Origin of the sequence: Paenibacillus polysaccharolyticus, assembly GCF_023714295.1 — a bacterium.
Taxonomy (GTDB): domain Bacteria; phylum Bacillota; class Bacilli; order Paenibacillales; family Paenibacillaceae; genus Paenibacillus; species Paenibacillus polysaccharolyticus_A.
Map to the genome: position 1 here is coordinate 980,698 of NZ_JAMAUN010000001.1, position 25,968 is coordinate 1,006,665.

Annotated in this window: 23 protein-coding genes; 21 read left to right on the forward strand and 2 right to left on the reverse strand. The window is 48.0% G+C overall.

Going from position 1 to position 25,968, the window contains the following annotated elements; translation table 11 throughout:
* The first annotated feature begins 458 nt into the window (after window positions 1-458).
* From rsgA to M3629_RS04785, 5 genes are all read left to right on the forward strand, one after another.
* A complete protein-coding gene (rsgA, locus tag M3629_RS04765; RefSeq protein WP_435368176.1) occupies window positions 459-1,556 on the forward strand; it encodes a ribosome small subunit-dependent GTPase A in 1,098 nt (365 codons plus the stop codon).
* Between the two features lie 57 nt (window positions 1,557-1,613).
* A complete protein-coding gene (locus M3629_RS04770) occupies window positions 1,614-1,952 on the forward strand; it encodes a L,D-transpeptidase (protein ID WP_251503095.1) in 339 nt (112 codons plus the stop codon).
* Window positions 1,953-1,988: 36 nt separating this feature from the next.
* A complete protein-coding gene (locus M3629_RS04775) occupies window positions 1,989-2,510 on the forward strand; it encodes a GNAT family N-acetyltransferase (RefSeq protein ID WP_251503096.1) in 522 nt (173 codons plus the stop codon).
* A gap of 146 nt (window positions 2,511-2,656) precedes the next feature.
* Window positions 2,657-4,138: an aldehyde dehydrogenase family protein gene (locus M3629_RS04780; RefSeq protein ID WP_251503097.1), complete on the forward strand. Its 1,482-nt coding sequence runs from the start codon at window positions 2,657-2,659 to the stop codon at window positions 4,136-4,138.
* A gap of 245 nt (window positions 4,139-4,383) precedes the next feature.
* Window positions 4,384-4,536, forward strand: a complete 153-nt coding sequence (locus tag M3629_RS04785) for a hypothetical protein (RefSeq protein WP_251503098.1) — start codon at window positions 4,384-4,386, stop codon at window positions 4,534-4,536.
* Between the two features lie 105 nt (window positions 4,537-4,641).
* Here M3629_RS04785 and M3629_RS04790 read toward each other — a convergent pair whose 3' ends face one another.
* Complete coding sequence (locus M3629_RS04790; protein ID WP_110892980.1) at window positions 4,642-4,881, reverse strand: hypothetical protein; 240 nt, start codon at window positions 4,879-4,881, stop codon at window positions 4,642-4,644.
* Window positions 4,882-5,300: 419 nt separating this feature from the next.
* Between M3629_RS04790 and M3629_RS04795 the strand changes: the two genes are divergently transcribed.
* From M3629_RS04795 to M3629_RS04845, 11 genes are all read left to right on the forward strand, one after another.
* Entirely contained in the window at window positions 5,301-5,621 is a 321-nt protein-coding gene (locus M3629_RS04795) for a hypothetical protein (protein ID WP_251503099.1), read from the forward strand.
* A 54-nt stretch (window positions 5,622-5,675) separates the two neighbouring features.
* The gene (gene essC / locus M3629_RS04800; protein WP_251503100.1) at window positions 5,676-9,680 is read left to right on the forward strand and encodes a type VII secretion protein EssC; all 4,005 of its coding nucleotides are present in this window, start codon (window positions 5,676-5,678) and stop codon (window positions 9,678-9,680) included.
* 16 nt (window positions 9,681-9,696) lie between these two features.
* The gene (locus tag M3629_RS04805; protein WP_251503101.1) at window positions 9,697-10,527 is read left to right on the forward strand and encodes a hypothetical protein; all 831 of its coding nucleotides are present in this window, start codon (window positions 9,697-9,699) and stop codon (window positions 10,525-10,527) included.
* 6 nt (window positions 10,528-10,533) lie between these two features.
* Window positions 10,534-11,082: a WXG100 family type VII secretion target gene (locus tag M3629_RS04810; protein WP_251503102.1), complete on the forward strand. Its 549-nt coding sequence runs from the start codon at window positions 10,534-10,536 to the stop codon at window positions 11,080-11,082.
* Between the two features lie 182 nt (window positions 11,083-11,264).
* On the forward strand, window positions 11,265-11,540 hold the full coding sequence (locus M3629_RS04815) for a WXG100 family type VII secretion target (protein WP_251503103.1): 276 nt from the start codon (window positions 11,265-11,267) through the stop codon (window positions 11,538-11,540).
* 155 nt (window positions 11,541-11,695) lie between these two features.
* Window positions 11,696-13,741 (forward strand): hypothetical protein, encoded by a 2,046-nt coding sequence (locus M3629_RS04820; protein ID WP_251503104.1) that lies wholly within the window; start codon window positions 11,696-11,698, stop codon window positions 13,739-13,741.
* Between the two features lie 34 nt (window positions 13,742-13,775).
* The gene (locus M3629_RS04825) at window positions 13,776-14,528 is read left to right on the forward strand and encodes a vWA domain-containing protein (RefSeq protein WP_251503105.1); all 753 of its coding nucleotides are present in this window, start codon (window positions 13,776-13,778) and stop codon (window positions 14,526-14,528) included.
* A 10-nt stretch (window positions 14,529-14,538) separates the two neighbouring features.
* Window positions 14,539-15,381, forward strand: a complete 843-nt coding sequence (locus M3629_RS04830) for a protein phosphatase 2C domain-containing protein (protein WP_251503106.1) — start codon at window positions 14,539-14,541, stop codon at window positions 15,379-15,381.
* A 210-nt stretch (window positions 15,382-15,591) separates the two neighbouring features.
* Window positions 15,592-16,398: an SDR family oxidoreductase gene (locus tag M3629_RS04835; protein ID WP_251503107.1), complete on the forward strand. Its 807-nt coding sequence runs from the start codon at window positions 15,592-15,594 to the stop codon at window positions 16,396-16,398.
* 234 nt (window positions 16,399-16,632) lie between these two features.
* Window positions 16,633-19,161 carry an ATP-dependent helicase HrpB gene (gene hrpB / locus M3629_RS04840; protein ID WP_251503108.1) on the forward strand — a complete coding sequence of 843 codons (2,529 nt, stop codon included), beginning with the start codon at window positions 16,633-16,635 and terminating at the stop codon, window positions 19,159-19,161.
* 328 nt (window positions 19,162-19,489) lie between these two features.
* On the forward strand, window positions 19,490-20,098 hold the full coding sequence (locus M3629_RS04845) for a general stress protein (RefSeq protein ID WP_090921042.1): 609 nt from the start codon (window positions 19,490-19,492) through the stop codon (window positions 20,096-20,098).
* Window positions 20,099-20,239: 141 nt separating this feature from the next.
* On the opposite strand, the gene M3629_RS04850 is transcribed toward M3629_RS04845, so the two are convergent.
* Entirely contained in the window at window positions 20,240-20,617 is a 378-nt protein-coding gene (locus M3629_RS04850; protein ID WP_090921040.1) for a YidH family protein, read from the reverse strand.
* Between the two features lie 69 nt (window positions 20,618-20,686).
* Here M3629_RS04850 and M3629_RS04855 point away from each other — a divergent pair, with 69 nt between their 5' ends.
* From M3629_RS04855 to M3629_RS04875, 5 genes are all read left to right on the forward strand, one after another.
* Window positions 20,687-21,868: an acyltransferase gene (locus tag M3629_RS04855; protein WP_251503109.1), complete on the forward strand. Its 1,182-nt coding sequence runs from the start codon at window positions 20,687-20,689 to the stop codon at window positions 21,866-21,868.
* A gap of 194 nt (window positions 21,869-22,062) precedes the next feature.
* Window positions 22,063-22,437, forward strand: coding sequence for a helix-turn-helix transcriptional regulator (locus M3629_RS04860; RefSeq protein ID WP_154958912.1), 375 nt, complete (start codon window positions 22,063-22,065; stop codon window positions 22,435-22,437).
* A gap of 2 nt (window positions 22,438-22,439) precedes the next feature.
* Complete coding sequence (locus M3629_RS04865) at window positions 22,440-23,456, forward strand: Gfo/Idh/MocA family protein (RefSeq protein WP_251503110.1); 1,017 nt, start codon at window positions 22,440-22,442, stop codon at window positions 23,454-23,456.
* Between the two features lie 296 nt (window positions 23,457-23,752).
* Entirely contained in the window at window positions 23,753-25,009 is a 1,257-nt protein-coding gene (locus M3629_RS04870) for an MFS transporter (protein ID WP_251504567.1), read from the forward strand.
* An 89-nt stretch (window positions 25,010-25,098) separates the two neighbouring features.
* Entirely contained in the window at window positions 25,099-25,869 is a 771-nt protein-coding gene (locus M3629_RS04875; protein ID WP_251503111.1) for a helix-turn-helix domain-containing protein, read from the forward strand.
* Window positions 25,870-25,968 lie beyond the last annotated feature (99 nt).

The window sequence follows — 25,968 nt, forward strand, 5'->3', positions numbered from 1 at the left end:
AGACTGTGTAACATGATGGCATATTCTACAAGGGAGGCGATGTTCATGACAAATCTAACGGCAGTATACGTGGAGTTGAATAGGAACAGCGTCTCCGGAACGGATCAAGGTACATCGATTTTGCTATAGCTGGATAGAAGTATCCAACTTGGGCGAGCGATGATAAGACCTTCATACAAAGTCACGGGTGACGTACCCGTGGCTTTTTTGTGTGCTGATATGGGGAGTTCCAGGGCTGGGATAACGGACGGAGTACAGGATGACCGTTATTCAACATGCTGTGGAGGCAACCTCATATTCGGATAACTATGGATTGCCGCGGGTGTGAATCACCTCGTGGTTTTTTTGTTTGGATCTGTAATCGGAGATGCAAGACGGTATCGTGAAAAAAATGAATTTAAACACACTTCAACTGAATCATAAACAATCTGGGAGGAATTTTTATTTTAAATCAACGTATGGAAAGTAAAGGTATTGAAAATTATGGATGGTCTGCGGTATGGGAGAAACGATGGTCTGAGGAACAGTTGTTGAGCTTGGAATCCAGACGGCCTGCCCGAATAATTGCGGATCATGGACATATGCAACGTCTGATCACAGCGGACGGAGAATGTTGGGGCAAAGTGTCAGGAAAACTTCGTCATGACAACTTGGAGACAGGGCTTGCACCTGCTGTTGGCGATTGGGTAGCTGTGGCAGGAGAACAGGGCGAGGAAGTGATTATTCATCATGTATTGCCACGTCAGAGTCGTGTATCCAGGCAAGCCGCTGGCCCGGTAACGAAAGAACAATTGATTGCAGCGAACGTAGACGCTCTTCTGATCGTTGCGGCGCTTAATCATGATTTTAACCTCAGAAGACTTGAAAGATATGTGTTAATGGCTTGGAACGGGGGAGTAAGACCGGTTATTGTCCTCAGTAAAAGTGATCTGTGTGATGATGTGCAGGGACGAATCCGTGAAGTGGAGGGTATTGCACCAGGCGTGGAGGTACTGGCAATTTCGGCAATCGAAGGACAAGGGAAGGAAATGCTGGAAACCTATCTGAAACCAGGTGCAACTGTAGCGCTCACAGGCTCCTCTGGAAGTGGTAAGTCCACACTGGTCAACTGGATGATGGGCAAGGATGTTCAGATTACGCAATCCGTGCGTGAAGGGGACAGCCGTGGCAGACATACAACGACACACCGGGAGATGTTTGTATTACCACAGGGAGCTGTCTTGATCGATACGCCGGGCATGCGTGAACTTCATCTCTGGGACGAAGGAGAAGAAGGTCTTTCACAGGCATTTGGAGAGATTGAAGAGCTGTCTGGCGCGTGCAGATTTATGGATTGCAGTCATACGAAGGAAGAGGGCTGTGCAGTTAAAGGGGCCATTGAAAACGGTGAGCTGGATGAGAAGCGACTTCATAACTTCCTGAAGATGCAGAAAGAAATGCAGTATCAGCGGCGCAAGGAAGAGGTGGCTTCGCGAAAACGGACAGCTTCAAGCAAACCGGTAAAAACACGCAAGGCCAAACATGCCCAGCGGGCCAAAGATTGGGAACAGGACTGATATGAGGCTGGGCATCCGTATTTCTCTTGCATAGGATAAAGCAGGAGGGATGTCGTGATGCCGAATTACAGAATCATTGTGGACTTGTCCGACCATATGTTATACCTGCTGGATGGAGATCATGTTGTGAAAGGCTATCCGGTAGCCACAGGTAAAATGCTGACCAACACTCCAAGCGGAGAGTTTACCATTGTCAACAAACAGGAGAATCCTGGAGGGCCTTTCGGTGTGCTCTGGATGGGCCTGTCCAAACCCCATTATGGTATTCATGGAACCAACGAACCATCTTCGATTGGCAAGTCCGTATCACATGGCTGCATTCGGATGTACAATTCAGACGTGCTGGATTTGTCCTCGAAGGTATCCGTGGGAACCCGAGTTACGATCCGGCCATAGGCCGGATATTCTTTTTTTTGAAAAGGGGGCGAAGCTATGTATATAAGGTTAGCAAGTGAAGGGGATGCGAGGGGGATCGCATACGTACATACAGAGAGCTGGAAAACGACATACCGCGGAATTGTGCCAGATCACGTTTTGCATCTTTTGACTACAGAATCACGATTAGCTCAGTGGGAGCAGCAGTTACGCGCTAGCGAAAATGATCAGATTTTGATCGTCGCCGAGGATGAAGAGGGGGAAATTGTCGGTTTTGCCTGTGGAGGTAAGGAACGCGAAGGTAAATTACCTTATGATGGCGAGCTGTACGCCATTTATCTGCTCCAGTCTCATCAAAATTCTGGAATAGGCAGACAACTTGTGAAGCAGGTGGTTCAGCACCTCCAGACATGCAAGATTGATAATATGATGATTTGGGCTTTGGAGCAAAACCCGGCGTGTCGTTTTTACGAAAAAATGGGCGGCATACCTGTTCATACACAGTCGATTCGTATCGGGGAAAAAGATCTGGTAGAAATCGCTTATGGCTGGGCTGATTTAACTTCTTTTAAAGAATAATTCACACGTGGCTTTGACCATGTGCTGACAAAGCCCGATCCGCTTTCAGGTTGCATAATCCGTTTGCCTAACTTCGAACAAGGTTAATGAATGGGACATCGTTTTTTTTTATGTACATTCTAATCTGAAGATCGGAGGCGTGTGTTATGACTTTAGTGGATAACCAACATAAAACGGCAACGTGGACTAAACAGTTCATTTCAGGTAAATGGATCGAAGGCTCTGGCGAGAAATCGATAGAAAATATCAATCCGTATACGGGTGAAGTGATCGCAACCTGGCGTTCGTCCAGTCAGGAGGATATAGATCAGGCTTATGAGTCTGCACAAAAGAGTTCGATGGAATGGAAAGCAACGCTACCTTCCATTAAAGAAGGGGTGCTCCGGAAAGTCTCATCTTTAATGGAAGAACGAAAAGATGAGATAATCCAACTACTGATTACGGAATCCGGTAGCACACGCATCAAAGCTGAAGCGGAATTTGCCGCAGCGAGACGTATTGTGGATGAATCGGCTTCATTTCCTTTTCGAATGAAAGGCGAACTGCTCCCATCGAATACGCCGGGCAAAGAAAATCGGGTAGTCCGTGAGCCCAAAGGGGTTATCGGCGTTATTGGACCATGGAATTTCCCGCTTCATCTATGTTTACGTTCCGTCGCACCCGCGATCGCACTCGGTAATGGTGTGGTGATAAAACCCGCTTCAGATACCCCGATTACGGCAGGGTGGCTAATTGCGGATCTGTTTGAACAAGCGGGTCTGCCGGAGGGAGTATTAAATGTAGTCGCCGGAAGTGGCAGCGAGATTGGGGATTATTTTGTCACACATCCAATTCCTAAGGTAATCTCATTTACGGGTTCTACAGAAGTGGGTAAGGGTATAGGTAAACTTGCCGGTGAACATCTCAAAGAAACTGCACTGGAACTCGGCGGCAACAATGCGATGATCGTTCTGGATGATGCGGATATTGAGCATGCTGCACAAGCCGCTGTGTTCGGTAAGTTCCTGCATCAGGGTCAGATTTGCATGGCGCTAAATCGTATTATCGTGCACGAAGATGTTTACGATCGGTTTGTACAATCCTTTGTTAACAAAACGAAAAACATACATGCTGGTGATCCGGCTGATGAGAAAACACTAGTGGGTCCCCTAATCCGAAAGAAAGAAGTGGAACGGCTTCTAGAGCTCGTAAAGCAGGCTAAAGAGGAAGGCGCGCAATTAGTGCTTGGCGGAACACATCAGGAAAGTGTGCTTATGCCAACCGTGCTTGCAGATGTCCAACGCGAGCAGGAGATTGTACAGCAGGAGCTGTTCGGACCAGTAGCTATCATTATGAAAGCTACAGATGAGCAGGATGCTATTGGGCTGGCTAATGATACTCCTTACGGTCTGAGTGGCTCTGTATTTACGGCCAATCTGGAGCGGGGGTACCGGGTGGCAGGGCAGATTGAATCGGGTATGGTACATGTCAACGATCAATCGGTGAATGATGAAGCACATGTCATGTTTGGCGGAGAGAAATCGTCAGGCATAGGTCGTTTTGGCGGAGACTGGGCGATTGATAAATTCACACGTACACGCTGGATCAGTCTACAACATCAATTTCGGGAGTATCCGGGTGTGGATTAAGTCGAATATGCATGAATAGAGAGAGGCAGTCCGTGGTTTATCCGAGTCGGTTCGGGATGAAGCGACAGGAGATGCAAAAGCCCGTCTGAGTCTTATGGGAACGGGCTTTTGCATCATTTTACAACAGATGTAAATACCGCTCTCCATCGAATGCAAAAGCTGTTTGGGCAACTTCTGATCTGGTTATTTATGGATACACGGAACATAGTGCTCCGTAAAAATCATGGCAAAGGGGCTTGGAACTTATGTCCATTGACCGCTTTATTTTAAGAAAAATAAATACCTGTCAGGAAGAACATACACGAGCGAATTTGGTTAGACTGTTTGTCATTCGAATACGAAAAGCTGAGTTTGCAGAAGAATATGATGCGGCTTACGTGTTGGAAAAGCTGAAATAAGAGGGTGCGGATATGCCCAAAACCACGTCAAAAAGGAAGCTTGTCCTTTATAGGGAAGCTTCCTTTTTCATGGTAACGCATAAACGAAGGTTACTGGACTCTTCTTCAATATAACGATAGAGCAAGAGAGTCATTTTCACTGCGGCTATGAAGAATAGCTTCGCCGCCAACAATTTCAATACTAATCAAAGAGTGCAGACATTTTTGCAAAGCGCGTTTACCATTACTGATCTTATGCTCAAGAGCACTGCTAAGCAATCTTAATGTTTTTTGCACAGGTTGTTTGTTTTCTTGATTAAAATATACAGGGATTGATTTGTTTTGAAATGTTATTAGAGTTCTCACTTGAAATCACCTCACGAGAGTTATTTCATACAGGTAATATTAAATACCAATGCTTAAAATTACCTTAAAATCAGCTTATGAAAACATAAAGGTGGATAAAGTTTGAAAAGTGTTCACAATTCAATTGTGGACGAAGGAATAAAAGTCCCGAATCCCTTCTTTCTTTTTCTATTAAATGGAAATCACAGTGATAGTTTCGCATCGTTGCAATTTTTTTACCAAACAATGACACGAAAGTTCTGAGTCAAATGGACGATATTGTAATATAAACGTGGGTCATATGTAACAAAATTACAGCGAATACGTTGCAAACAAGGGTTTTATATAAGAAAATAGGATGGAATACCGTTTCACTCGCATTTTTTTGATTTAATCTGACATTAGGACAATTTACATATGAGACCTTGGGAGGGATTCACATGATTCTAACCGTGTATTCCGGCCGGGAGGAAGGCGAATGGTTCGACATTGAGGTTCCGGATGAATGCACCATTGAACATCTGAAGACGTTGCTCGGTGTACGAATATTCGGACAGGCGCCGGGAGATGGCGTTCAGTATATTTTGGAAGCCAGATTTCCTGAGGGGCTCTGGTTTACGCCGCAGAACGCCCAGCAGCTAATGGAGACGGGGCTACGTCAGGGAAGCTGTGTGCGTGTACAGCGGGCTTTTTCGACGACTTCTGAAGAGGCACCCATCTACGGGAGACGCTCATTATTTCAGCAGGAGAGCAACGAATGACGCTCTGTGGCGTATCATTCATTAATTGAACGACTAAAAGGAGGTCTTTTCTTCGTGAATGTGTTATATCAGCGTTCTCCGAGAATGACACCGGTTTTGAAGGAAGAGAGCCTCGAAATTCTCAGGCCGCCTGCAGAGCCGAACAAACCTACATTTTCCATGATTTCAATCGTGGTTCCCGTGATGATGACGATGGTCAGCATCGGTTTCTACGTGTACATTAATATGACGGGTAAAATGAATAACAGCAATTATATGATGTTCCAGATGATGACGGTTATGATGATGCTTACATCTTATACCATCCCGTTCTTTGTATATCTCAGCAATAAAAAATCATATCGCAAAAAGATCGAGGAACGTAAAGCGATGTATCTTGCACAGCTGGATAAACATCGTGAAGAATTGAAGGAAGCACAGGCGGAGCAAGTGAAGAGCCTGCATGAAATCCATGGTGATCCATCCGTCTGCCTGCAAATTGTCAAGAACCGAAACAGCTCGCTCTGGGAGCGTTCCCCGGAAGATGACGATTTTTTACAGGTACGTATCGGTACAGGAGAGATTCCGTTTCGCATCAAACTTCAGGTACCACGTATCGATGGATATGAAAAGGATGAGTTGATTGAGGCCGCTCATGGGCTCGCTGCGGAATTCCAGACCGTGCCGGATGCCACGATAACCCTGCCTCTGTTCGAATCCAAGGTCATGGGTCTTGTGGGGGATCGGGAAGAAGTGATGGCTTCGCTGCGTGTTATCGTCTCACAGCTTACGGTGAGGCACTCACCCGATGAACTGAAACTTGCTGCGTTTTATGAAGAAAAGGATACCAAGGAGTGGGAATGGCTCCGTTGGTTGCCTCATATTTGGGATGAGGATCTGGGACAGCGATATATGGCCGACAGGCACAGCAGTGCGCATCAATTGGCGGACAGCTTGTTTTCCGTGTTGAACCGCCGCCGTAATAATAAGGAAGATCGCTACAAAAAAGCGGTGCAAACTCCTTGTTATGTTATCATTCTGTCGGATACGCAACTGATCGAAGAAGAACCTTTACTTCCATTACTGCTGGAGGCTGCGCAAGAGATTGATGTATGCACGATTGTGCTGGCGAACCGCAAACAATCCCTGCCTATGCACTGTCAGTTAATTATGGAGGCTTCCAAAGGCAAAGGAGTGTACATCAAAAAGACGGAAGATGCGGATGTCGTCTCGCAGACCTATAAACCGGATGTGATCTCCAAGGAGACGGCAGAGGCGTTATCCCGTTATATGTCACCGATTCGTCTGAAGCGTTCCTCCGCTTCGGAGATCCCGCAAGTGTTGCCACTATTCGATATGCTCAGCACTTCACGTGTGGAGGATCTGGATGTTGTCTCCCGCTGGGGGCAAACCAGATATCCGGATACACTGCCTGTACCTATGGGGGTAAGAGCTGGTGGTAAAAAAATAGCTATTAATCTGCATGATAAAATCGAGCGGCAAGGGCATGGTCCCCATGGTTTGATTGCGGGTACAACAGGCTCGGGTAAGAGTGAGGTTATTCAGTCTATTGTTGCTTCACTGGCAGCCGAGTTCCATCCACATGATCTTGCTTTCATGCTGATCGACTATAAGGGCGGAGGTATGTCTAATACCTTTGTCGATCTACCGCATGTTGTAGGTACCATTACGAATCTGGATGGAAATCTTATTGAACGTGCCAATGTTTCTCTTCGTGCTGAACTGGTGAGAAGACAGAAGATTTTAAATGATGCGGGCAACCTGCAACATATTGATGAGTACTACAAAATTTTGCGTTCAAGACACGAACAACCACTGCCGCATCTTGTAATAATCATAGATGAGTTTGCTCAACTGAAACGTGACCAGCCGGAATTTATGGATGAGTTGATCAGTATTGCGGCGATCGGCCGGACACTGGGTGTTCACTTAATTCTCGCAACCCAAAAACCTGCAGGAGTCGTGGATGATAAAATTTGGAGTAACTCTCGTTTCCGTATCTGTCTTCGTGTTCAGAGCGAGGGAGACAGCAGAGATATGATAAAAATTCCGAATGCTGCATGGATTACGAAGCCTGGTCGAGGTTATTTTCAGGTCGGCAGTGACGAAGTCTTTGAAGAAATGCAATTTGCCTGGAGCGGCGCACCTTATAATCAGCAGGAGGATTCAACAACGGTGCTGCCTGTAATGGAAGTACGCCTGAACGGCAAACGTGAACCACTGCTGACAGGAGAGCGAAGAGCTGTTCTCAAGGGAGAGGATGTGCCGAAACAGCTACAGGTGTTTATCGATTATGTGGCAAAGGCTGCTACAGAAGCTGGTATCGAGCGTTTGCCTGGACCTTGGTTGCCTCCGCTGCCAGAGATACTGGAACTGGACGGTCTTCATGACTGGAAACAGAAGGAGAAAAGAGAATCTCTGCTTGATGATGGGGCGAGTGGTCTCAAACCTTTGGTTGGCATGCTGGATGATCTTCCGAATCAGCGTCAGCTGCCACTGGCATTGCCTATGGATCAGGGGCACCTTGTCGTATATGGCATGCCTGGCCTTGGCAAAACGACTTTTGTTCAAACGTTATTAATGTCTCTTGCCCGTACGGAGCGCACAGAGCCGTGGAACGGATATATTATTGATATGGGCCGTATGATGAAAGACTTTGCGGGACTTCCGCAGATCGGTGGCGTAATGATGGCCGAAGAGGAAGACCGCATCAAACGCTTATTCCGTTACATTCTGAAAATCTCAGCGCAGCGCAAAGATATGATCTCAGAGGCTGGGGTTAAAACGATTTCAGCTTATCGTCGTACGTCTCATGCTACAGTTCCGCAGATTGTTGTCATTATTGACGGTTATATGTCTTTCCGTAATGCTTACCCCGATGAAAATGAATCGCTTGAGACCATTCTGCGAGAAGGTGGAAGTTTAGGTATTACCTTTGTGCTGACCGCCAATCGGGTCACTGATATTTTCGAAAAATTCAGAAGTAATATTCAAAATGCTGTTTCATTTGAGCTCTCTGATCCAAGTGATTATTATTATGCTGTAGGACGGCCTTCCAAGGCGCCAAGCCAGCTGCCTCCTGGCCGAGGTCTAGTGAAGGGACAAGTCCCACCACTGATGTTCCAGGCTGCTCTGCCATCTTCAGGAGCGGACGAGGGTGAACGATCTGCTGCTTTACGCAGAGCAATTACGGAGATTCGTCAAGACTGGACGGGTGAGGAAACGCCACAAATTGCGCCATTACCGGAAGAAATCAAGCTTAAAGATTTGCTTGTTCGTACAGGTACCTTCGGCAACGTAGGGGGAACTTCAACGGTAAATGTACCTGTAGGTCTGCTCACGGATGATTTGGAGCCATTTGAACTTAACCTGCGTGAAGGGCCACACTTTATGGTGACCAGTCCGATGGAAGGAGGTAAAACAACTTTCTTGCAAACCTGGATGTTATCACTGGCCTACCATGCTTCACCTGAGGATGTGCAAATATACACGGTAGATATGAGGTATGGGTCAGGTGGAATAGGTGAAATCAGCAGTTTGCCCCATGTCCGTGGACACGTATCGAGGGAAGAATTGCTTGCGCCTGTCATTCAGGAGTTGTACGATGAAGTTCTAAAACGTGGTGAGATTACCGGAGGACCTGAAATCGTGCTCGTCGTGGATGATGCGGACACCTTGTCCAAACAGCTCACCGATTTTAGTATCAAAGATCAACTCGGTGTTATTGTTCGTCAGGGCAGAGACAGAGGCATTCATGTGATTCTCTCAGGCGTTCCGGCGGATTTTCCAACGTTCGGGTCGGATTGGGTAAGTGATGTAAAAGCATCCCAAAGCGGATTGTTGTTCGGGACTTTGGACCCTAACGATCTCTCGTTCTTCCGTATACCTTATTCGGAATCCGGGGGTACTGCAGGTGGGCTGAAGGTACTGCCACCAGGTCAAGGTTATTATATAAAACGTAAATATTCCAGGGTTAAAGGTGCAGTTCCATGCGATAGCACTTGGAAAATGAATAATTGGATTTCAGAAATTCGTGACCGATGGCATGTTGTAGTTTGAGGGGAGGTGGCTCATAATGTTGACGGTTCATGATTCTAAGCAAAAAGTAGTCACGTTGCAGATTAAGGAACTATTTTTCCTAGCTGGTATTCTCGGTTCAGATCGATTGCTCGGCGTGGAAGACCCATTCCGAGGTTATATGGCAGAAGATATTGCCAAAGAATGGGAGCTTGTCAAAACCTCTTTGCTGGACAAAGGCTACTTGATTCAGGATCAAGATACTCATGAGCTGATCATGACACCAACCGTTTTTTCCAGAGTAGCCATTGCCGGATTATCCGACAGAGCATGCTGGCTCCGCTATACGATTGACGGGAAGTCGCAGGAAAGTTATATACACTGCACAGATGAACGGGTCGTTGAAGTAGCCCGCGCTACGGATGCCCCCGATTCGTTCCGGCTAAGGGACCTGGGAAATGTTCGTGAAGCCATTGATGTTCTGATTGAACGGATGAAGTGGAGCGGCCATTCTCCAGTGGATAAACCGGCACTGATGTGTTCCAAGAAAAAGTTTTATGATGTCTTGAACGGGTTGAAGGGGTATGAAGTACAAACCGTCGCTGATGAACTCTCACAGGAAACGAATGATCCTGAAGGTTCACTGGCATTAGCACGTTGTCTTGTAGGCAAGCAATCTGACGGAGAGCTCCGATTACTTGTATGGGGACAGGGGGGCTGGCAATCACAATCGGCGGCATTCACCGCAAGCGCAGCCTCCAACTGGTTATTCCGAATGAGCACAGCGGCTTCGGATGACTGGCTCGTTGCAGCGCTCACAACAAAAGAACAGTTTCACGAAATGCTGCTGGACTGGCTTAAACAGCCTGCAGGGGAAGAGGAAAGGTGATGGTAAATGCGCATTCGTGTGGAACCGGATGTGCTTCGGGCACTGAGCAGGCAGATTCAGTATGCAGCGGAGCAAATACAGCAAAAAATGACAGTGTTGGATCAGGCGCTACATTCGCTGGATTGGGATATCGAGTCCCGTGCAGCGGTGATGAGCGAATGGGATCGTAGTAAACGGCAGGGTGAGGAAGCCCTTCGTCGTTTGATGGACTTAAGTGTACAGCTTGGACGCAAGGCATTGTTATTCCAACAAGCAGACATGGAATATCGTTCCGTGCTGAGTCATGTCAATGTGGCCTATGGCAATGCGGTCAATATGCTGAATGTTCTTCAGAGTAGCCGTAGTGGTGATATCCTGCCTGCGCATGCTGCTGATGTAGCTGTTGTATCCGACCCGCTTTCCGCTATGGCGGCTGTGTATCGGGTACAGGATAGTGCTCCACCTCATGGTTCTCCAGCAACCCTTGTTCAGGCTACACAGCCTGAGCCTGTTGCATGGAGATTTAGAGACCCCTCTTTTCGAGAAAGAAGAGGAACTGAACCTGTAGTTTCATAGCCGCCTACAAGGGTAGTACAACTGCACGTTAAATAAATTGTAAATAGTCTGTTAGTTGAAGTTTCATATGCTAAAAATGGGGTAAATAGGAGTAGGTCCTTCGGCTTTTGTCCGAATGATCCTTGTATAGTACAATTTGAACAAATCAAATTTAATTGCACACATCAAGGAGGAATTTAACAATGGCAGGACGTATTTTAGTTACCCCAGAACAACTGGATCAAGTTTCGAACCAATTCAAACAAAGTGGAGAACAAAGTCAACAAATCGTATCTTCATTGACTCAATCCATCACAAGCATGGAAGGACAATGGGAAGGTATGACGAAGCAACGTTTCTTCCAAGAGTTCCAGGAAGCTAGCAAGCAAATGCAATCTTTCGTTCAAACGTTGAATAGTATTAGCGTGGAACTTTCAGCGATCGCAAACAAATTCCGCACAGCAGACCAAGCTCGCTAATCTGCTTTACATAGATCAGGACGATAAGATATTTGAGATCGCTCTGAGCATATGCGGGCAGCAAGTTAAAGATTGCACAATGACGGCAAAAACCGGGTGGATTACACCCGGTTTTTGCCGCAACTATAACACGAAAAACAGAGAGAGGGATGAGCATGTCTTTTCAACCGAATCCCGGGGATGAAGTGGTGATTAACGATATTGCCTATACGATTGGTCAGCATCCGGCTGCGCCCGGTCTTGCTTATGCCCAAGCGGGAAGGCAAGGAATAGTTTATCAATTAATTCCCCGCACGGGTACTATTCATGGGGCCAAAGCACTAAAAGTATTTTTTCCCAAATTCCGTATACCGGCGATGGTCTATCAGTCCGAGCATATGGAGCCTTATAGTGAACTGCCAGGTTTGCGTGTATGCAAGCGTGAAGTGCTCACTCCGGAAAGAAACGGAGCGCTTATTGGAGAACATCCCGATCTGTTATATGCCGTACTGATGCCATGGGTACAGGGTCTGACCTGGTTCGATGTGATCAGTGATCAAAAGCAGCTGACAGCGGAGGAGAGTCTGCAGCTGGCTAGAGCACTTGCAGGTACAGGTTCTGCAATGGAGCAGCGTGGACTCGCACATTGTGATATGTCAGCGCCCAATGTAATGATTCCGTTTTTTTCCGAAGTGCAGAACTCTGCACTGACTTCTGCAGTTGAGCTGGTTGACGTGGAGCAGATGTACGGCTCTAAGATGGACAGACCAGATGCACTGCTTGCTGGTTCACCTGGTTATGCAGCCCATCGGACGGTGCACAGCGGCTTGTGGAGTTCGTATGCAGATCGATTTGCCGGAGCTGTTATTATCGCTGAGATGTTATGTTGGTCTGACCCCTTCATCGTAGAGAAAGCTTGGGGCGAAAGCTATTTTGATCAACATGAGATGCAGACCATGAGTGAGCGTTATTTCGCGATGCGGGGTTCCCTTGAGAATCGCTGGGGTTCGAAATTGTCCGATCTCTTTATCCGGGCATGGGAAAGTCATGATCTGAGCAGTTGCCCGACATTTGGGGAATGGTACATTGCTCTTGCAGCCGTGGATACGGGGCAGGCTGAGGCTGCTCTGGCAGCATCGGAGGAGGATGTAACAGGTTCATCAGAAACCGATGTGGTTGCTGTTCCAAAAGACTCTTATACGTCAACAAGTATGAAACAAGATACTGAAGTCGGCAAAACATCAAATTCAAAACAATCTCCGGACCAAGAGGCTGTTGTGAACCGGTTGTTTTTGCAAGCGAGAGCACTGGAGGATGAAGACAAACCTGCCGCTGCGCTCGAGGTTTACCGCTCACTGTATCACTTCATTCCGCATAACAGTGCGATGCAGCTGGAAGTGGAGGCTGCGATCAAGGAACTGGATGCCAAAATCAACTCGAAAACGGAGAGCTTAGAGCCGGTAGCGGTTCCATTTTACCGTTCTAAAAAGTTCATGATCTCCTCGGCAGTGCTTATTGTACTGCTTGCTGGGGGAGTACCCACAGTTAAAATTCTGGCGGATCAGGCCGAGGTCAAACAACAGGAAGCTACTCGTCTAGCGGCAGCCAAAGCGGCACAAGATGCGGCAGCCGCCAAGCTTAAACAGGAAGAAGCGGAAAAGCAAAAAGCTGCAGAAGCGGCAAAGCAGGAAGCTGATGCGAAGAAAAAGCTTGCTGAGGCTAAACAAAAGGAAAAAGAAACAAAGAAACAAGAGGAAGAACGCAAAGCATTGCAAGCGAAATATGAGAAGCAGGCTAAGTATGAGGCTTATCTGGCGAAGCAAGAGCAACAGAAAAAGGAAGCAGCACGTAAAGCTCTGCAAGCAAAATATGACCAGCAAGCGAAGTATGAAGCCTATATAGCATGGAAAAAAGAAAATGACGCCAGAATTGCAAAAGAGAAGGCTGCGGCCGAAGCCAAACGCAAGCAAGAGTTGGCGCAGAAAGAAGCTCTTAAGAAAAGACGGGCGCAAAACGTTGTGACACTGATCGCGAGCTATAACAAGGCGTACAATGCGCAAAAAGGCAGAAAAACAGATAACGCACTTGCCTATGCCCGTGATTTTAAAAATCTCTATAATACAGATGCCTCGTATTTTAAAGGTGTTGGGAAAGTAGCAGCACGGATGAGTGCGATTAACAAATTTTTGAGTAATTCCAAGTATTCACTGCCAGACTTATAAATTTATATTAAATAATAGAGGTGACACACTCTAGATGAACTACACAATTCAAGCATCACAGCGTACACCTGCACTTATTATTTATTTGATTGATATTAGCGCCTCGATGAATATGGTTCTGGACAATCGTCGCCGGATTGACATCGTTTATGATGCCTTGTCTTTGGCAATCCGCCAAATGGTATTTCGATCAACCAAAGGAAATCGGCTGACGCCGCGTTACCGAATTGCTATATTGGCCTACAGTGATGATGTATACGACGTATTGAACGGAATTAAAGGAATCGACGAGATTGCGGCTGTAGGTTCGTTACCGGATTTGACACCTAGACGTTTTTCGGACTCCGCAAAAGCATTTTTGCAGGCAGAGAAAATTTTGCAAGCAGAAATACCTAATATGCAGGACTGTCCGGCTCCGCTCGTATGTCATATGACCGATGGAGTTGCGACTGGCGAAGACCCGGAGCCGATTGCCAAGCGTATTATGGGCATGAGTGTGCCAGACGGTAATGTCCTGGTTGAAAATATATTTATAAGTGATCATCTGCTCGAAGCTCCAATTGCAGAGCCTAGACGCTGGAAAGGGATCTCTCCAGAGACGAACTTACAAGACGAGCATGGAGAGAAGTTGCGTAATATGTCATCCGTTCTGCCTGAAAGCTATCGCGAAATGTTGGTGGAGGCAGACTATTTGCTTGCGCCAGGAGCACTTATGATGTTGCCTGGTACTTGTGCAGAACTGGTATCTATTGGATTCCAGATGTCTGCTGCAACACCTGTAAGATAGGAGGGGAATCATGCGAGCAATGCGTATGGCAACATTGTCTGCAAGTGATCGAGGAGGTCATGCGAAGCAGCCAGATGATAATTTCCGCTATGTGAGCATTCAGACTGGAGAACAGCCCTTAACTCGCTACCAGGGCAAGCTGAAATGCAGATACGGATATGGACGTGCAGCAGAAACCGTGAACCAGGGTGACGCAGGGCAAGACTTTGTTGCGATTCGCATGCAAGGTAATGTCTGTCATTTTGTATTGTGTGATGGTGTCGGCATGAGTTATCTGGGTGATTTTGCTGCGCGTTTTCTCGGTAGTGCACTGCTGGAATGGCTGGAAACGACGTCATCATTAACCGCTGAAGGGGTCGAACAGTTTCTCCAAGGTCTAACGGGTTCTGCATCTGAACAGCTGGAACAATTACAGCCTTTGGATACCTCCCCGCTGCTGCTGCGGGAGGTATTGATGGAAAAACGGAGCCAAGGAAGTCAGGCGATGTATGTATGCGGACGCATTGAACTCACGTCTGGAAGACGAAAGAGCCGAGTTTGGCTGGCATGGCAAGGAGATTCCAGGATCCGCCTCTGGCGTAATGGACAGGAGCAGTCGGAACCATTCCAAAAACACTGCAAGACGAGTGAACGTTGGTCTACACGAGAAGGGTCCATAGGGGGCAAACCCCATGTTTTTGAAATGAAAGGTTCAGGAAGTGAAACATTTCGCCTTCAATTGTATACAGACGGACTGAATGATCTCGATGCCGTTGGTACATACATCCCGGATGAGCATATTCAAGTGTTGCTGGATGCCGCCCATACGGGAGGACTTGAGGATGATGCCGCTTTCATCGAACTAGAATGGTGAACACGGCTATGCAGAGGATCGCTTTTTGAGAAAGAGGCATGTGTAGCTTCTGCGGATCGTCAGTATACGTAGCTTCCTGAAAATGAAAAAAAAGTTAAGGCTATTGATTTAAAAGCTGCTCGTTTTGGGTAATCTTGTGAAGAATTGATTGAAAGTAAAATCGGATTAAATCTTCTTACATAATTTCCAAAACGAAGGAGTGGTTAGGCGATGACACAACACAGCAGCAGATTACCATTTCAAGGTAAGGTGGCTATCATTACAGGGGCTGGCTCGGGAATCGGCAAGGCCACGGCGCTCAAACTGGCGAATGAAGGGGCGCATGTGGCGTTGTTCGATCTGGTGAATGATCGGATTTCTAAGACAGAAGCGGAGATAAATGCGAGCCATGAAGGGGCTGCACGAGCGTTCGATGTGGATATTTCCGATCCAGCGCGGGTTGAAAAGGCTGTACTGGAAACGGTCGAATTGTTTGGGGGACTGGATATCGTTTTTGCCAATGCGGGCATAAACGGGGTGTCTGCTCCAATCGAGGAAATTCAGGTGCAGGACTGGAAACAGATTATTACGACGAATCTGGACGGCACATTTTTCACCGTAAAATATGCACTGCCTCATCTGAAAAAACGCGGCGGCGGCAGCATTATTATTACGAGCTCGATCAATGGGAATCAGCGTTTCTCCAGCTTCGGTATGTCGGCGTATAGTACGTCAAAGGCAGGACAGGTTGCTTTTGCCAAAATGGCGGCTTTGGAGCTGGCGAAATTCAAGATCAGAGTGAATGTGATCTGTCCAGGCGCGATTGCTACCAATATTGATCAAAGTACAATCAAGACAGATGATCTACAGGACATCATTATCCCGATGGAATTCCCGGAAGGACAGCAGCCGCTCGCGGATGGACCAGGGCAGCCAGAGCATGTTGCGGATCTGGTTAGCTTCCTCGCTTCCGGTGCCTCTAAACATATTACAGGGGCAGAGATTGTGATCGATGGTGCGGAGTCTTTGCTAAGCTGATCTGGTAAACGATAGGACAGTAACCCGATAAGACAGAAACTGTTTGAAATGAAGGATAGCCCATTAGCCCAGACGTTAAATGACTGAATGGCCTTGGGAATATCGTTACAAGTGATAGATATCGTACAGTCGTTCCTTCGGAACGGCTTTTTTTGTTATAATGCTAACAATCGAATACTGAGCTTATAGAATGATATTTAAACGGTAAGACTTGCATGCATTAGGAGCGATGATATGTACACTGATTTACCAATACAAGCCATTATTCCGGAGTTACAGCAGTTGTTCCGTGAGCAGGAGACAGGTGTTTTGATCGCTGAACCGGGGGCCGGAAAAACAACGGTTGTACCGCTGGCCATGCTTGAGCAGCCTTGGCTAGATGGCAAAAAAATCATTATGCTGGAGCCGCGGAGACTCGCTGCTCGATCAGCCGCATCAAGAATGGCAGCAACGCTGGGTGAAAAAGTAGGACAGACGGTGGGATACCGCGTACGAATGGATACCCGGGTAAGCCCGGCTACACGAATCGAAGTGGTCACTGAGGGTGTGTTAACGCGCATGTTGCAGCAGGATCAGGGACTTGAAGATACGGCAATGATCATTTTTGACGAGTTTCATGAACGGCACCTGCACGGGGATTTGGGGCTAGCTTTGGCGCTGGAATCGCGGGCCATGTTGCGGCCTGATCTGAAGCTGCTGGTCATGTCGGCAACGCTTGACCCGGAACCGGTCTGTCGTATGCTGGGCGAAGATACACATGTTGTACACTGCGTGGGACGTACGTATCCAGTGAAAACGAAATATGTCGCGAAGCCTGCGGCATTCGAACTTGAGAGCTGGACGGCTCGTACCATTATTCGGGCATTGAGTGAAGAACAGGGGGATGTTTTGGTTTTTCTTCCTGGAGCAAGAGAGATTCATCGTACGGAAAGGGAGCTGATGCAAGCATCTCTTCCTCCGCAGGTCCATGTACATACGCTGTATGGCAGTATGCCTGCCGAGAAGCAGGATGAAGCCATCCGGCCTGCTGCCGAAGGATGGCGCAAGGTTGTGCTGTCGACCTCCATTGCGGAGTCGAGCTTGACTCTTCCGGGTATAAAAGTCGTTGTGGATGCCGGGCTCAGCCGGGCGACGGCTTTCTCGCCAAGAACGGGGATGAGCCGGCTTGTCACACAGCCGGTCTCCAAGGCGTCCGCCGATCAGCGGCGCGGACGTGCGGGGCGTATTGCCCCGGGGGTGTGTTACCGGCTATGGAGCGAGGAGGCTCATGGCGCGTTGCCTGAAGCAACACGCCCGGAGATCACCTCCGCGGATCTTGCGCCGCTGGCGCTGGAGCTTGCCGCGTGGGGTGTCCAGTCCCCAGCTGAGCTGAGCTGGCTGGACACCCCACCTGATGCGGCTTACGCTCAGGCACAGGCGCTGCTGCGCCAGCTGGGCGGCCTGGACGACGCAGGCCGCCTCACGCCCTTTGGGCGGCGGATGAACACGCTTGGCGTTCATCCGCGGCTGGCCAGCATGTTGCTCCGCGCGGCGGAGCTTGGGCTGGCCAGCTACGCCAGCACGCTGGCGGCGCTGCTGCAGGAGCCGGCAGGCCTCCGCAGCAGCAGCGCAAGTGCTGGCGGCGCGGGCACGGACTTGCGCCCGCGCGTAGAAGCGCTGCTGGCCGCAGGCAGCAGCGGGGGGCCGCCAGCGGCGGCGGCTGGCGCAGACGGCGCTGCCGTGCGGCGCATGTTGCAGGAGAGCCGCCAGCTATGCTCGGCGCTCGGCAGCGCGGCGGCCGATCCGGTGCGGCCGGATGAGGACAGCTGCGGGTTGCTGCTGTCCTTTGCGTATCCGGACCGGATCGGGCAACGCCGCGAGGATGGCCGCTATCTGCTGAGCAGCGGCCGCGGAGTACGGCTCGCGGGGGCAGAGTCGCTGAGCCGTTCCGCCTATCTGGTCGCAGCCGAGGCCGACGACCAGGGGGCAGATGCGCGTATCCTGCTGGCTGCGCCAGTGCAGGAGCAGACGATGCTGCGTGCCGCGCAACATCTATTGCACGAGGAGGTGCTGGTGGCTTGGGATCGCACGACTAGAAGTGTGCGGGCACATAAGCGGCAGCGCATCGGAGCAATAATGATCAAGGAAAGCATGATTGCACAGCCACCGGAAGATCAGGTGCTGGAAGCACTATTGTCGGGGATACGACTGGAAGGGTTGGACATCCTGCCGTGGAGTAAAACATCGCGCCAACTTGCGGAGCGCATGCGTTTTCTGCATCTGCACATGCCAGACTGGCCTGATCTGATCGAGAATCATCTGACGGATGAGCTGCAGGAACAGCTTGCACCGTATCTGGCAGGAATGCGCTCGGCCGCTGATCTGAAGAAACTGTCCATGCATGATGTACTTTTAGGCGGACTTAGCTGGGCGCAGCGGCAGCAACTGGATGAAGAGGCGCCTACCCACATTCAGGTTCCAAGTGGTTCTCGGATTCCCGTAGATTACAGCAATCCGGAAGATCCGATTCTGGCTGTTCGATTACAAGAGATGTTTGGACAGCAAGAGACCCCTCACATCGGAGGCGGTCGTGTTCCGGTCACGTTGCATCTGTTATCTCCAGCGCAACGCCCTGTACAGGTTACAAGAGATTTGGCGAACTTCTGGCGTGAGACCTATTTTGAAGTGAAGAAAGATTTAAAAGGGCGTTATCCGAAACATTACTGGCCGGATAATCCACTTGAAGCAGTCGCAACGAATCGTGCGAAACCGCGAACAACCTGATAATCAGGTTGTTCATAATCTACAGAAGTCAAACGGAACATGTCTATACCTACAGTCTGATGACAGAATAACCCTACGGAACGCTGTATTTTCGCTTTGTCGTGTATGCCTCTCTCGTCGCGAAGCATATGCATCAGACGCAATCCGCAGTATCGCTGTTTTTCAATTTTTCTCTGAACGATCTCGTCATTTTTTGGGCTCTGCGGGATTCGGTCTTTTGGCTCAAATTAGTATTTATGCATATGATCATTAGCCCAGAGACGTTTGAAAGAGAGAATGACGGGTAATAACATAGCGAACCACTCAAATCCATGAGGAGGTATTCACTATGAAGAAGAAAATCGTAGGTGTGTTTAATACAGAGCGTGAGGCATCCGATGCTATTGAAAGTTTGAAAGCCGAAGGATTTACATCGGATGAGATATCTGTCGTAACGCAGGACAGAGATGAGCTGAAGGCTATTCGGGAAGAGACAGGCACAAAAGCGCCAGAGGGTGTAGCAGCAGGTGCAGCCACAGGCGGTGTGCTTGGAGGTGTAGCAGGTTTGCTTGCTGGCATTGGTGCACTGGCTATTCCGGGGATCGGCCCGATTCTGGCTGCAGGACCTATTGCCGCAGCATTTACAGGTGCAGCTGTAGGTGCAGGAGCCGGAGGATTGGTTGGTGGACTTGTAGGACTGGGTATTCCAGAAGAGGATGCGAGACAATATGAGGAGTATGTGCAGCATGGTAAAATTTTGTTGCTCGTAGACTCATCGGATCGGGATAGCGCGGTATACGATGTGTTCAACCTTAACCGTCAGACTCATTCCAACATCGATCCCGTGCATGGTGAAGATGTGAATACTGCTGATGCCCGTCCAGATCTTGATATGGAAGAACGCCGGATGGAAGCGCAGACCAAAGCTGCTCGTTTCGGCAACAACACCTTTTTGTAAAGACTGAACGCCACAGAACACATGCGGGCTCATTTGGGTTAGGGGCTTGAAACAGCAATGATGCATGTGAACGATAAAACAGACTGAAGCCGGTCTCCGCTGAGGAGAGCGGTTTTTGTCCTCATACGGGATTCGGCTATGTCAGGCAGGGAATAACAATACATATAGCAGCACCGCAAGCGCGAGGCCAATCACAAGCAACAGGAGACTGAGAAAGGTGATAAGTCCGGTAGTGGCTTGGAAGGTCTGCTCATTAATCTGTGTGCGTTTACGGTGGTAAGCAATGGCTGAACAACCAATGACGGCAATGCCACCAAAGAGAGAAGTGATTCCCGTGATGATGGCAGCAAGATGGGCAATGCGGTCATAGGTGGTTGAATGAAAACCGAAACCGGCGGCAAGGAAACCGATCCCGGCCATTGCAATGCCTGTGCGCACCCAGGCGAGAAATGTACGTTCGTTAGCCAAGTGTTGTTGAACCGTTTTGGATTCAGGGATTCTGGATGATTTGTCAGACATTCGTTTTACATATCTCCAATGGACGGTTATCATTATTTGTTTGATATTGCAAGAATGAAGAAAGGTAGGTTGAGTGATTTGCCTCGCAAAGAACGAATTACTGAAATCGAAACATTACGAGGCCTGGCCTTTGCAGCGGTTGTACTACAGCATTCAATTGCTCATTATTCGTTGGTTCCGCAGGCTGGACTTCAGGACGGCGTCGTGCTGGCCTTGCTACTGATGTTAGCGAAGTTTGCTGTGCCACTTTTTATATTTATAACCGGGATGGTGCTGTTCTACAACACAGGTGATAAGCTCCATTACGGCCAGTTTATGCGAAAAAGAGTCATGGATGTCATCTTGCCTTATGTGGTCTGGTCTCTTATTTATTTTATACTTGCCCCGCGTAACTGGGCAACATTCGGCTGGCAGGACATTCCGGACCTCGCTCTGAAGCTCGTGACGGGTAAGACGGCTTCACATTTCTGGTACATCATTATGCTCATTCAGTTTTACGTGTTTTTCCCGTTATTTTTGCGTGGTATTCGGTACGTGGTTCATCGTTACCAAGCCAAGGGGCGAATGCTCGCACTGCTGGGTTCAGGTGTCGTATTTCTCATTTTGGCGGATCAATTAAGGAATATTGCCGGATGGATGGAGCGGATGCAAATCCCCGTGCTGACAGATGCTTTTACAACCTATGCAGACCGTAATTTCATCTATTTCTTTTTTTATTTTGTACTTGGTGCTGCGGCAGGACTTTCGGTACAGCGCTGGAAAGAATGGATTAATCGGTTGCGCTGGGTCTACTGGTTGGTGTTTATAATCTTGGGTCTACGGTTTATGTATCTATTAATGCTGGAGTTTCAGAAACCCGAAGGAATTCAAATCCGATTTTATACCGTCAGCCTGATCAGGCCGGATATGATTTTGTTCCTGATTGCTTCCATCATGGTCATGTACCAATTAGCCAGTAAGTTTTATCACCATCGCGTTCTTTACTGGCTAGGATGGATTGGTGGTATGTCGTATGGAGGGTATTTGATGCACATGCTGGTACTGCGTTACAGTTACATTCCAGACGAATGGTTGTACGTGGCGTGGGGCTGGAATCCTGCGATACGCACGATTGTCACTTGGATTGTAGCACTGACCGCATCTTGTGTGCTGACCTGGCTGATCTCGCGTTTTAAATGGGGAAAATGGATCGTAGGCGTTGTACCGAAACACACCCAAGCCAATAAAACACCTACTTCGGTCCAAGTTTGATTATTTCATCATATGAAAAATTCACAATAATAAAAGCTGTGCTTTCTTACATCAGCCCTCCTATATCCAATCTCTTGATCCTGCTTACTCTCCATAAAAACACGTTACAAGAGTGGAATCAGGATCAAGATGGCAGGATCAGAACATATGTTTTATAATGAGAGATAGACAGGTTCTGACAGGAGGGAAAGCACATGGCTTTTATGATTGCACAGCGGGCATTTATCAAAGTTTATCTGATCACGATGGTAGAGCAGCATAGGGGTTATGGTTACGAGATGTTGGAAGCGATGAAGCAGGAATTCAAAGATTACGGATATATACCACCCCAAAGTGAAGTATATCGGGCATTACATGAGCTGGTGCAACAGGGCATCTTTTATCGAACCAAAAAATTAAAGGGAAACGACCCCAAAGTTGATTTCCAGGAAATTGTTCTTTATCACTTCACTGATGATGGGGCGGCCAAAGCAGAGTTGTACAAGAAACAGGTGAAAGCCGATCTGGATCGTTGTCTTGGCATTTTGCACAAGGCAGAAGCGGATAATTACGGTACGAAAGGAAGATGAGCATGAACAGACCTCTGCAGTGGGGTGTACTGGGTACTTCAACGATTGCCAAAAATGCTATTATTCCTGCAATTCAGCAGTCTGAACGTGGTGAAGTACTGGCGATTGCCAGCCGTTCCAAGGAAAAGGCTGAAGCTCTGGCTGAAGAGATGGACATTGTCAGATCCTATGGCAGTTATGAGGAACTTATTGCTGATCCGGATATCCAGGCCGTCTATATCCCGTTGCCAAACCATTTGCATCGAGAGTGGACGATTAAAGCTGCCGAGGCAGGAAAACATGTGCTTTGTGAAAAACCTGCCGCGCTGAATGCCAAAGAATCTATAGAGATGATTAAGACATGTGAACGTCATGGGGTGTTGTTCTCAGAAGCTATCATGTATCGATATCATCCGAAGCACAGACGGGTGCAGGAGATTATCGAGAGTGGCGAGATTGGAACGGTCAGAGCGATTCATGGTAATTTTACATGTAATACCGCAGATGACAAAGACAATGTGAGATTCAAAAAACACATGGGTGGCGGTTCTATTTTTGACCTCGGTGTATATCCCATTTCTGCTGCCCGGATGTATCTGGGACAAGAGCCGGAAGCCGTTACGGTTCATGCTTTATTCTCAGAGGAACATGATGGGGTGGATATGATGGCTTCAGGTCTGATTGAGTTTCCGAACTCGGTCGCATTGACCTTTGATTGCGGCATGTGGGCGTCAGGACGGGCTGAGATGGAGATTCTCGGAACGGAAGGACGTATTGAGCTGCCTAAAGTGTTCGGCTGGGAGAATAGTGATATTCCGCCTCAGATCATCATTCATACGGATTCCGTCAGCCGGGAGGAACGAGTTTCGGTATCCAACTCCTATGTGCTTCAGGTCGAAACATTTGCAACTGCAGCTCTTGAGGGAGAGGCGTTGCCATTCGGTCCGGACAACACCATTTTGAACATGCGTGTGATTGATGCCTGTTTGGAATCTGCGCGCAAGCGTCAGCGGGTGCTGGTAGATCGTAGTCCGATTTAAACAACTGCTACAGATGTAGTGCAATAACCTCCAGACCTTAACCTTTAGGCTGTAAATTTTAAAATCAGAGATGATACAGGACTCCATCGATGACGATGAGAGTCTTTTTTGTGTGGTTATGCAAGGGCCATTCAGGATGGAGAGTTAAGCCTGATATTTGTTTAGAATTTCAACGTTAAAAACATCCTTAAGGAAGAACGTTAAAAATATTTTCACGTTTGTATTGATTTTTGCATAAACTTCGTTAAAATAATATTAACATGAAAAATATTTTAACGTTGAGGAGTGGAACAGTGATGAACGAGGGTGCTGTGGCGGGGAAACAAGGTTTGGGAGAATTAATTCGAATCAGGCCATATATGCAATTTATGTTGAGTAAGATGGTGTCCCGCTTTGGGGATTCCATCGATTCGATTGCGTATAGCTGGATGGTGTATATTTTAACCGGCTCAAAGGTACTGATGGGCACACTTCTAGCCATTAACTTTTTACCTAATATTGTGTTTGGGCTGTTCGCCGGGGCATTGGTGGATCGATTATCTCCGAAAAAAGTCATCGTCATGACGAATACCGGACGCGGAGTGATGGTTGGACTCACAGCACTCTTATTCGCTCTGGGGCAACTTGAAGTGTGGCACTTATTTGTATTTACGGTTCTGAACTCCTTGCTGGAATGTTTCACGTCACCTGCCGAGGTGTCCAGCGTTCCCAGGTTATTGCCTCAGTCCATGTTGCTTTCAGGTAATGCGATGACCTCTTCAGCCACTCGATTGGCTGAACTGGCGGGGCTAGCCGCGGCAGGCGCTTTAATTGCAACTGTGGGTATCGCGTGGACCATCTGGATTGACGCCGCGTTGTTTGCACTAAGCGCAATCTTGATGAGCCGGGTGGACTATCCAGAATGGATGTCACCACGAGCAGTGTCATCTGGCGCCAAGAGTCTGATCTCCGAGATGGCGGAAGCTTTTCATTTTCTACGTAAACATGCCTTGTTATTGGTCTCTTCCGTGTTATTCGCTTGGGTTAACTTCTGCCTGATGCCATTTAATGTGCTACGTACACCTTACGTGATGGAAACACTGCAAGCAGGTGCTTGGGGATTAAGTCTGCTTAGTGGGCTTTTAGTTGGAGGGATCGTGCTTGGGGGTCTGTGGATGTCACAACAAGGGACGCGTTACCGTAAAAGCGTACTGGTTATCTCCGGCATTGTTATGCTTGGTTGCGGATACGCCATGACTGCACTTCCGGCTTATATGACGTCATTCCAGCTCCCAACGGCAGGTGTGTTCTGTCTGCTTATGGGTTTAGGCATACCGCTTGCGACAACGCCGCTCGTTTCATATCTGATGGAAGTAACCCCAGGTCATATGCTTGGAAGAGTGTCTGCGCTGCAAAGTATGCTGGTCCTAAGTGTTTCACCACTCGGTAGTTTGTTGTCCGGTGTTCTGGCCGATTGGTTTTCCATGCCGATCCTGTTCATTGTATTTGGCGTATTACTGGGGTTGTCTGCGATATTACTTCTTACCAGCAAAAGTTTTCGGCGGGAGATGTAAGTGTACGTCCTTTTGACCGAAGTCCTGTCTGAACGGTATAATATAGGGAACGAAGGGCAGGCAGGTACCCCGGAAATGAGGACTCGGATATGCAGCAACATAAAGTGCTCTCAACAATTGAAGAGATCAAAATTTATTCTGATCCATACCGGATACAGATTATGAATATGTTTAACCGCCAGGGCAGACCTTCTACCGTGAAGGAAATTGCAGATCTGATGGGAGAAGTGCCTGCGAAGGTGCATTATCATGTGAAAAAACTGGAGAAAATCGGTCTTCTAACCATGGTATCCACTCGGGAAATCAACGGCATTATCGCAAAATATTACGAGCCCTTCTCGGGTGAAATCCACCTTCGTCACAAGGATGAAGAGGATGAAAATTCACCGCTGAAGCAGGTTTTTCGCTCCGAAACGCTAAAGCTGCTGAACGAAATGTTCGAACAGAGCCGCCAGCGCTTTATGAATCATGCAGAGCATGATCGTCAGGAGAAACGTTTTATCTCAGACATGACGCTCTACGCTACGGCGGATGAAGTAGAAGAGCTATATCAGCAGATTGTGGAGCTGTGCAAACCCTATTTAACCAAGGATGAACAGAAATCAGACCATCAGGTTTTTCAGCTGTTCACGGCGCTGTCCAAAGAGGCACAGGTTGCGTCGCATTCTGATTCTGGAATTAAGAAGAAAAAGGCAGTTTCGGCTGGGCAGAAAAAAGAAAAAGAAAAAGAGTCTGCTTCCAATGCATCTACAAAGGCACCCTCAAAGGCATCGAAAACATCAAGTACGGCGAAAAAATCGAAACCTGCTGCCAAACGGAAAGCCTCAGAACCTAAGGCGCGCAGGACGGACCAAATGTAGACGTATGATAGTCGATTCATTCATTTTAGGAAGAGAAAACAATCGGGTAGCATGGAGTTACAGCAAAAAAAGCCGCCAATGGCGGCTTTTTATTATCAT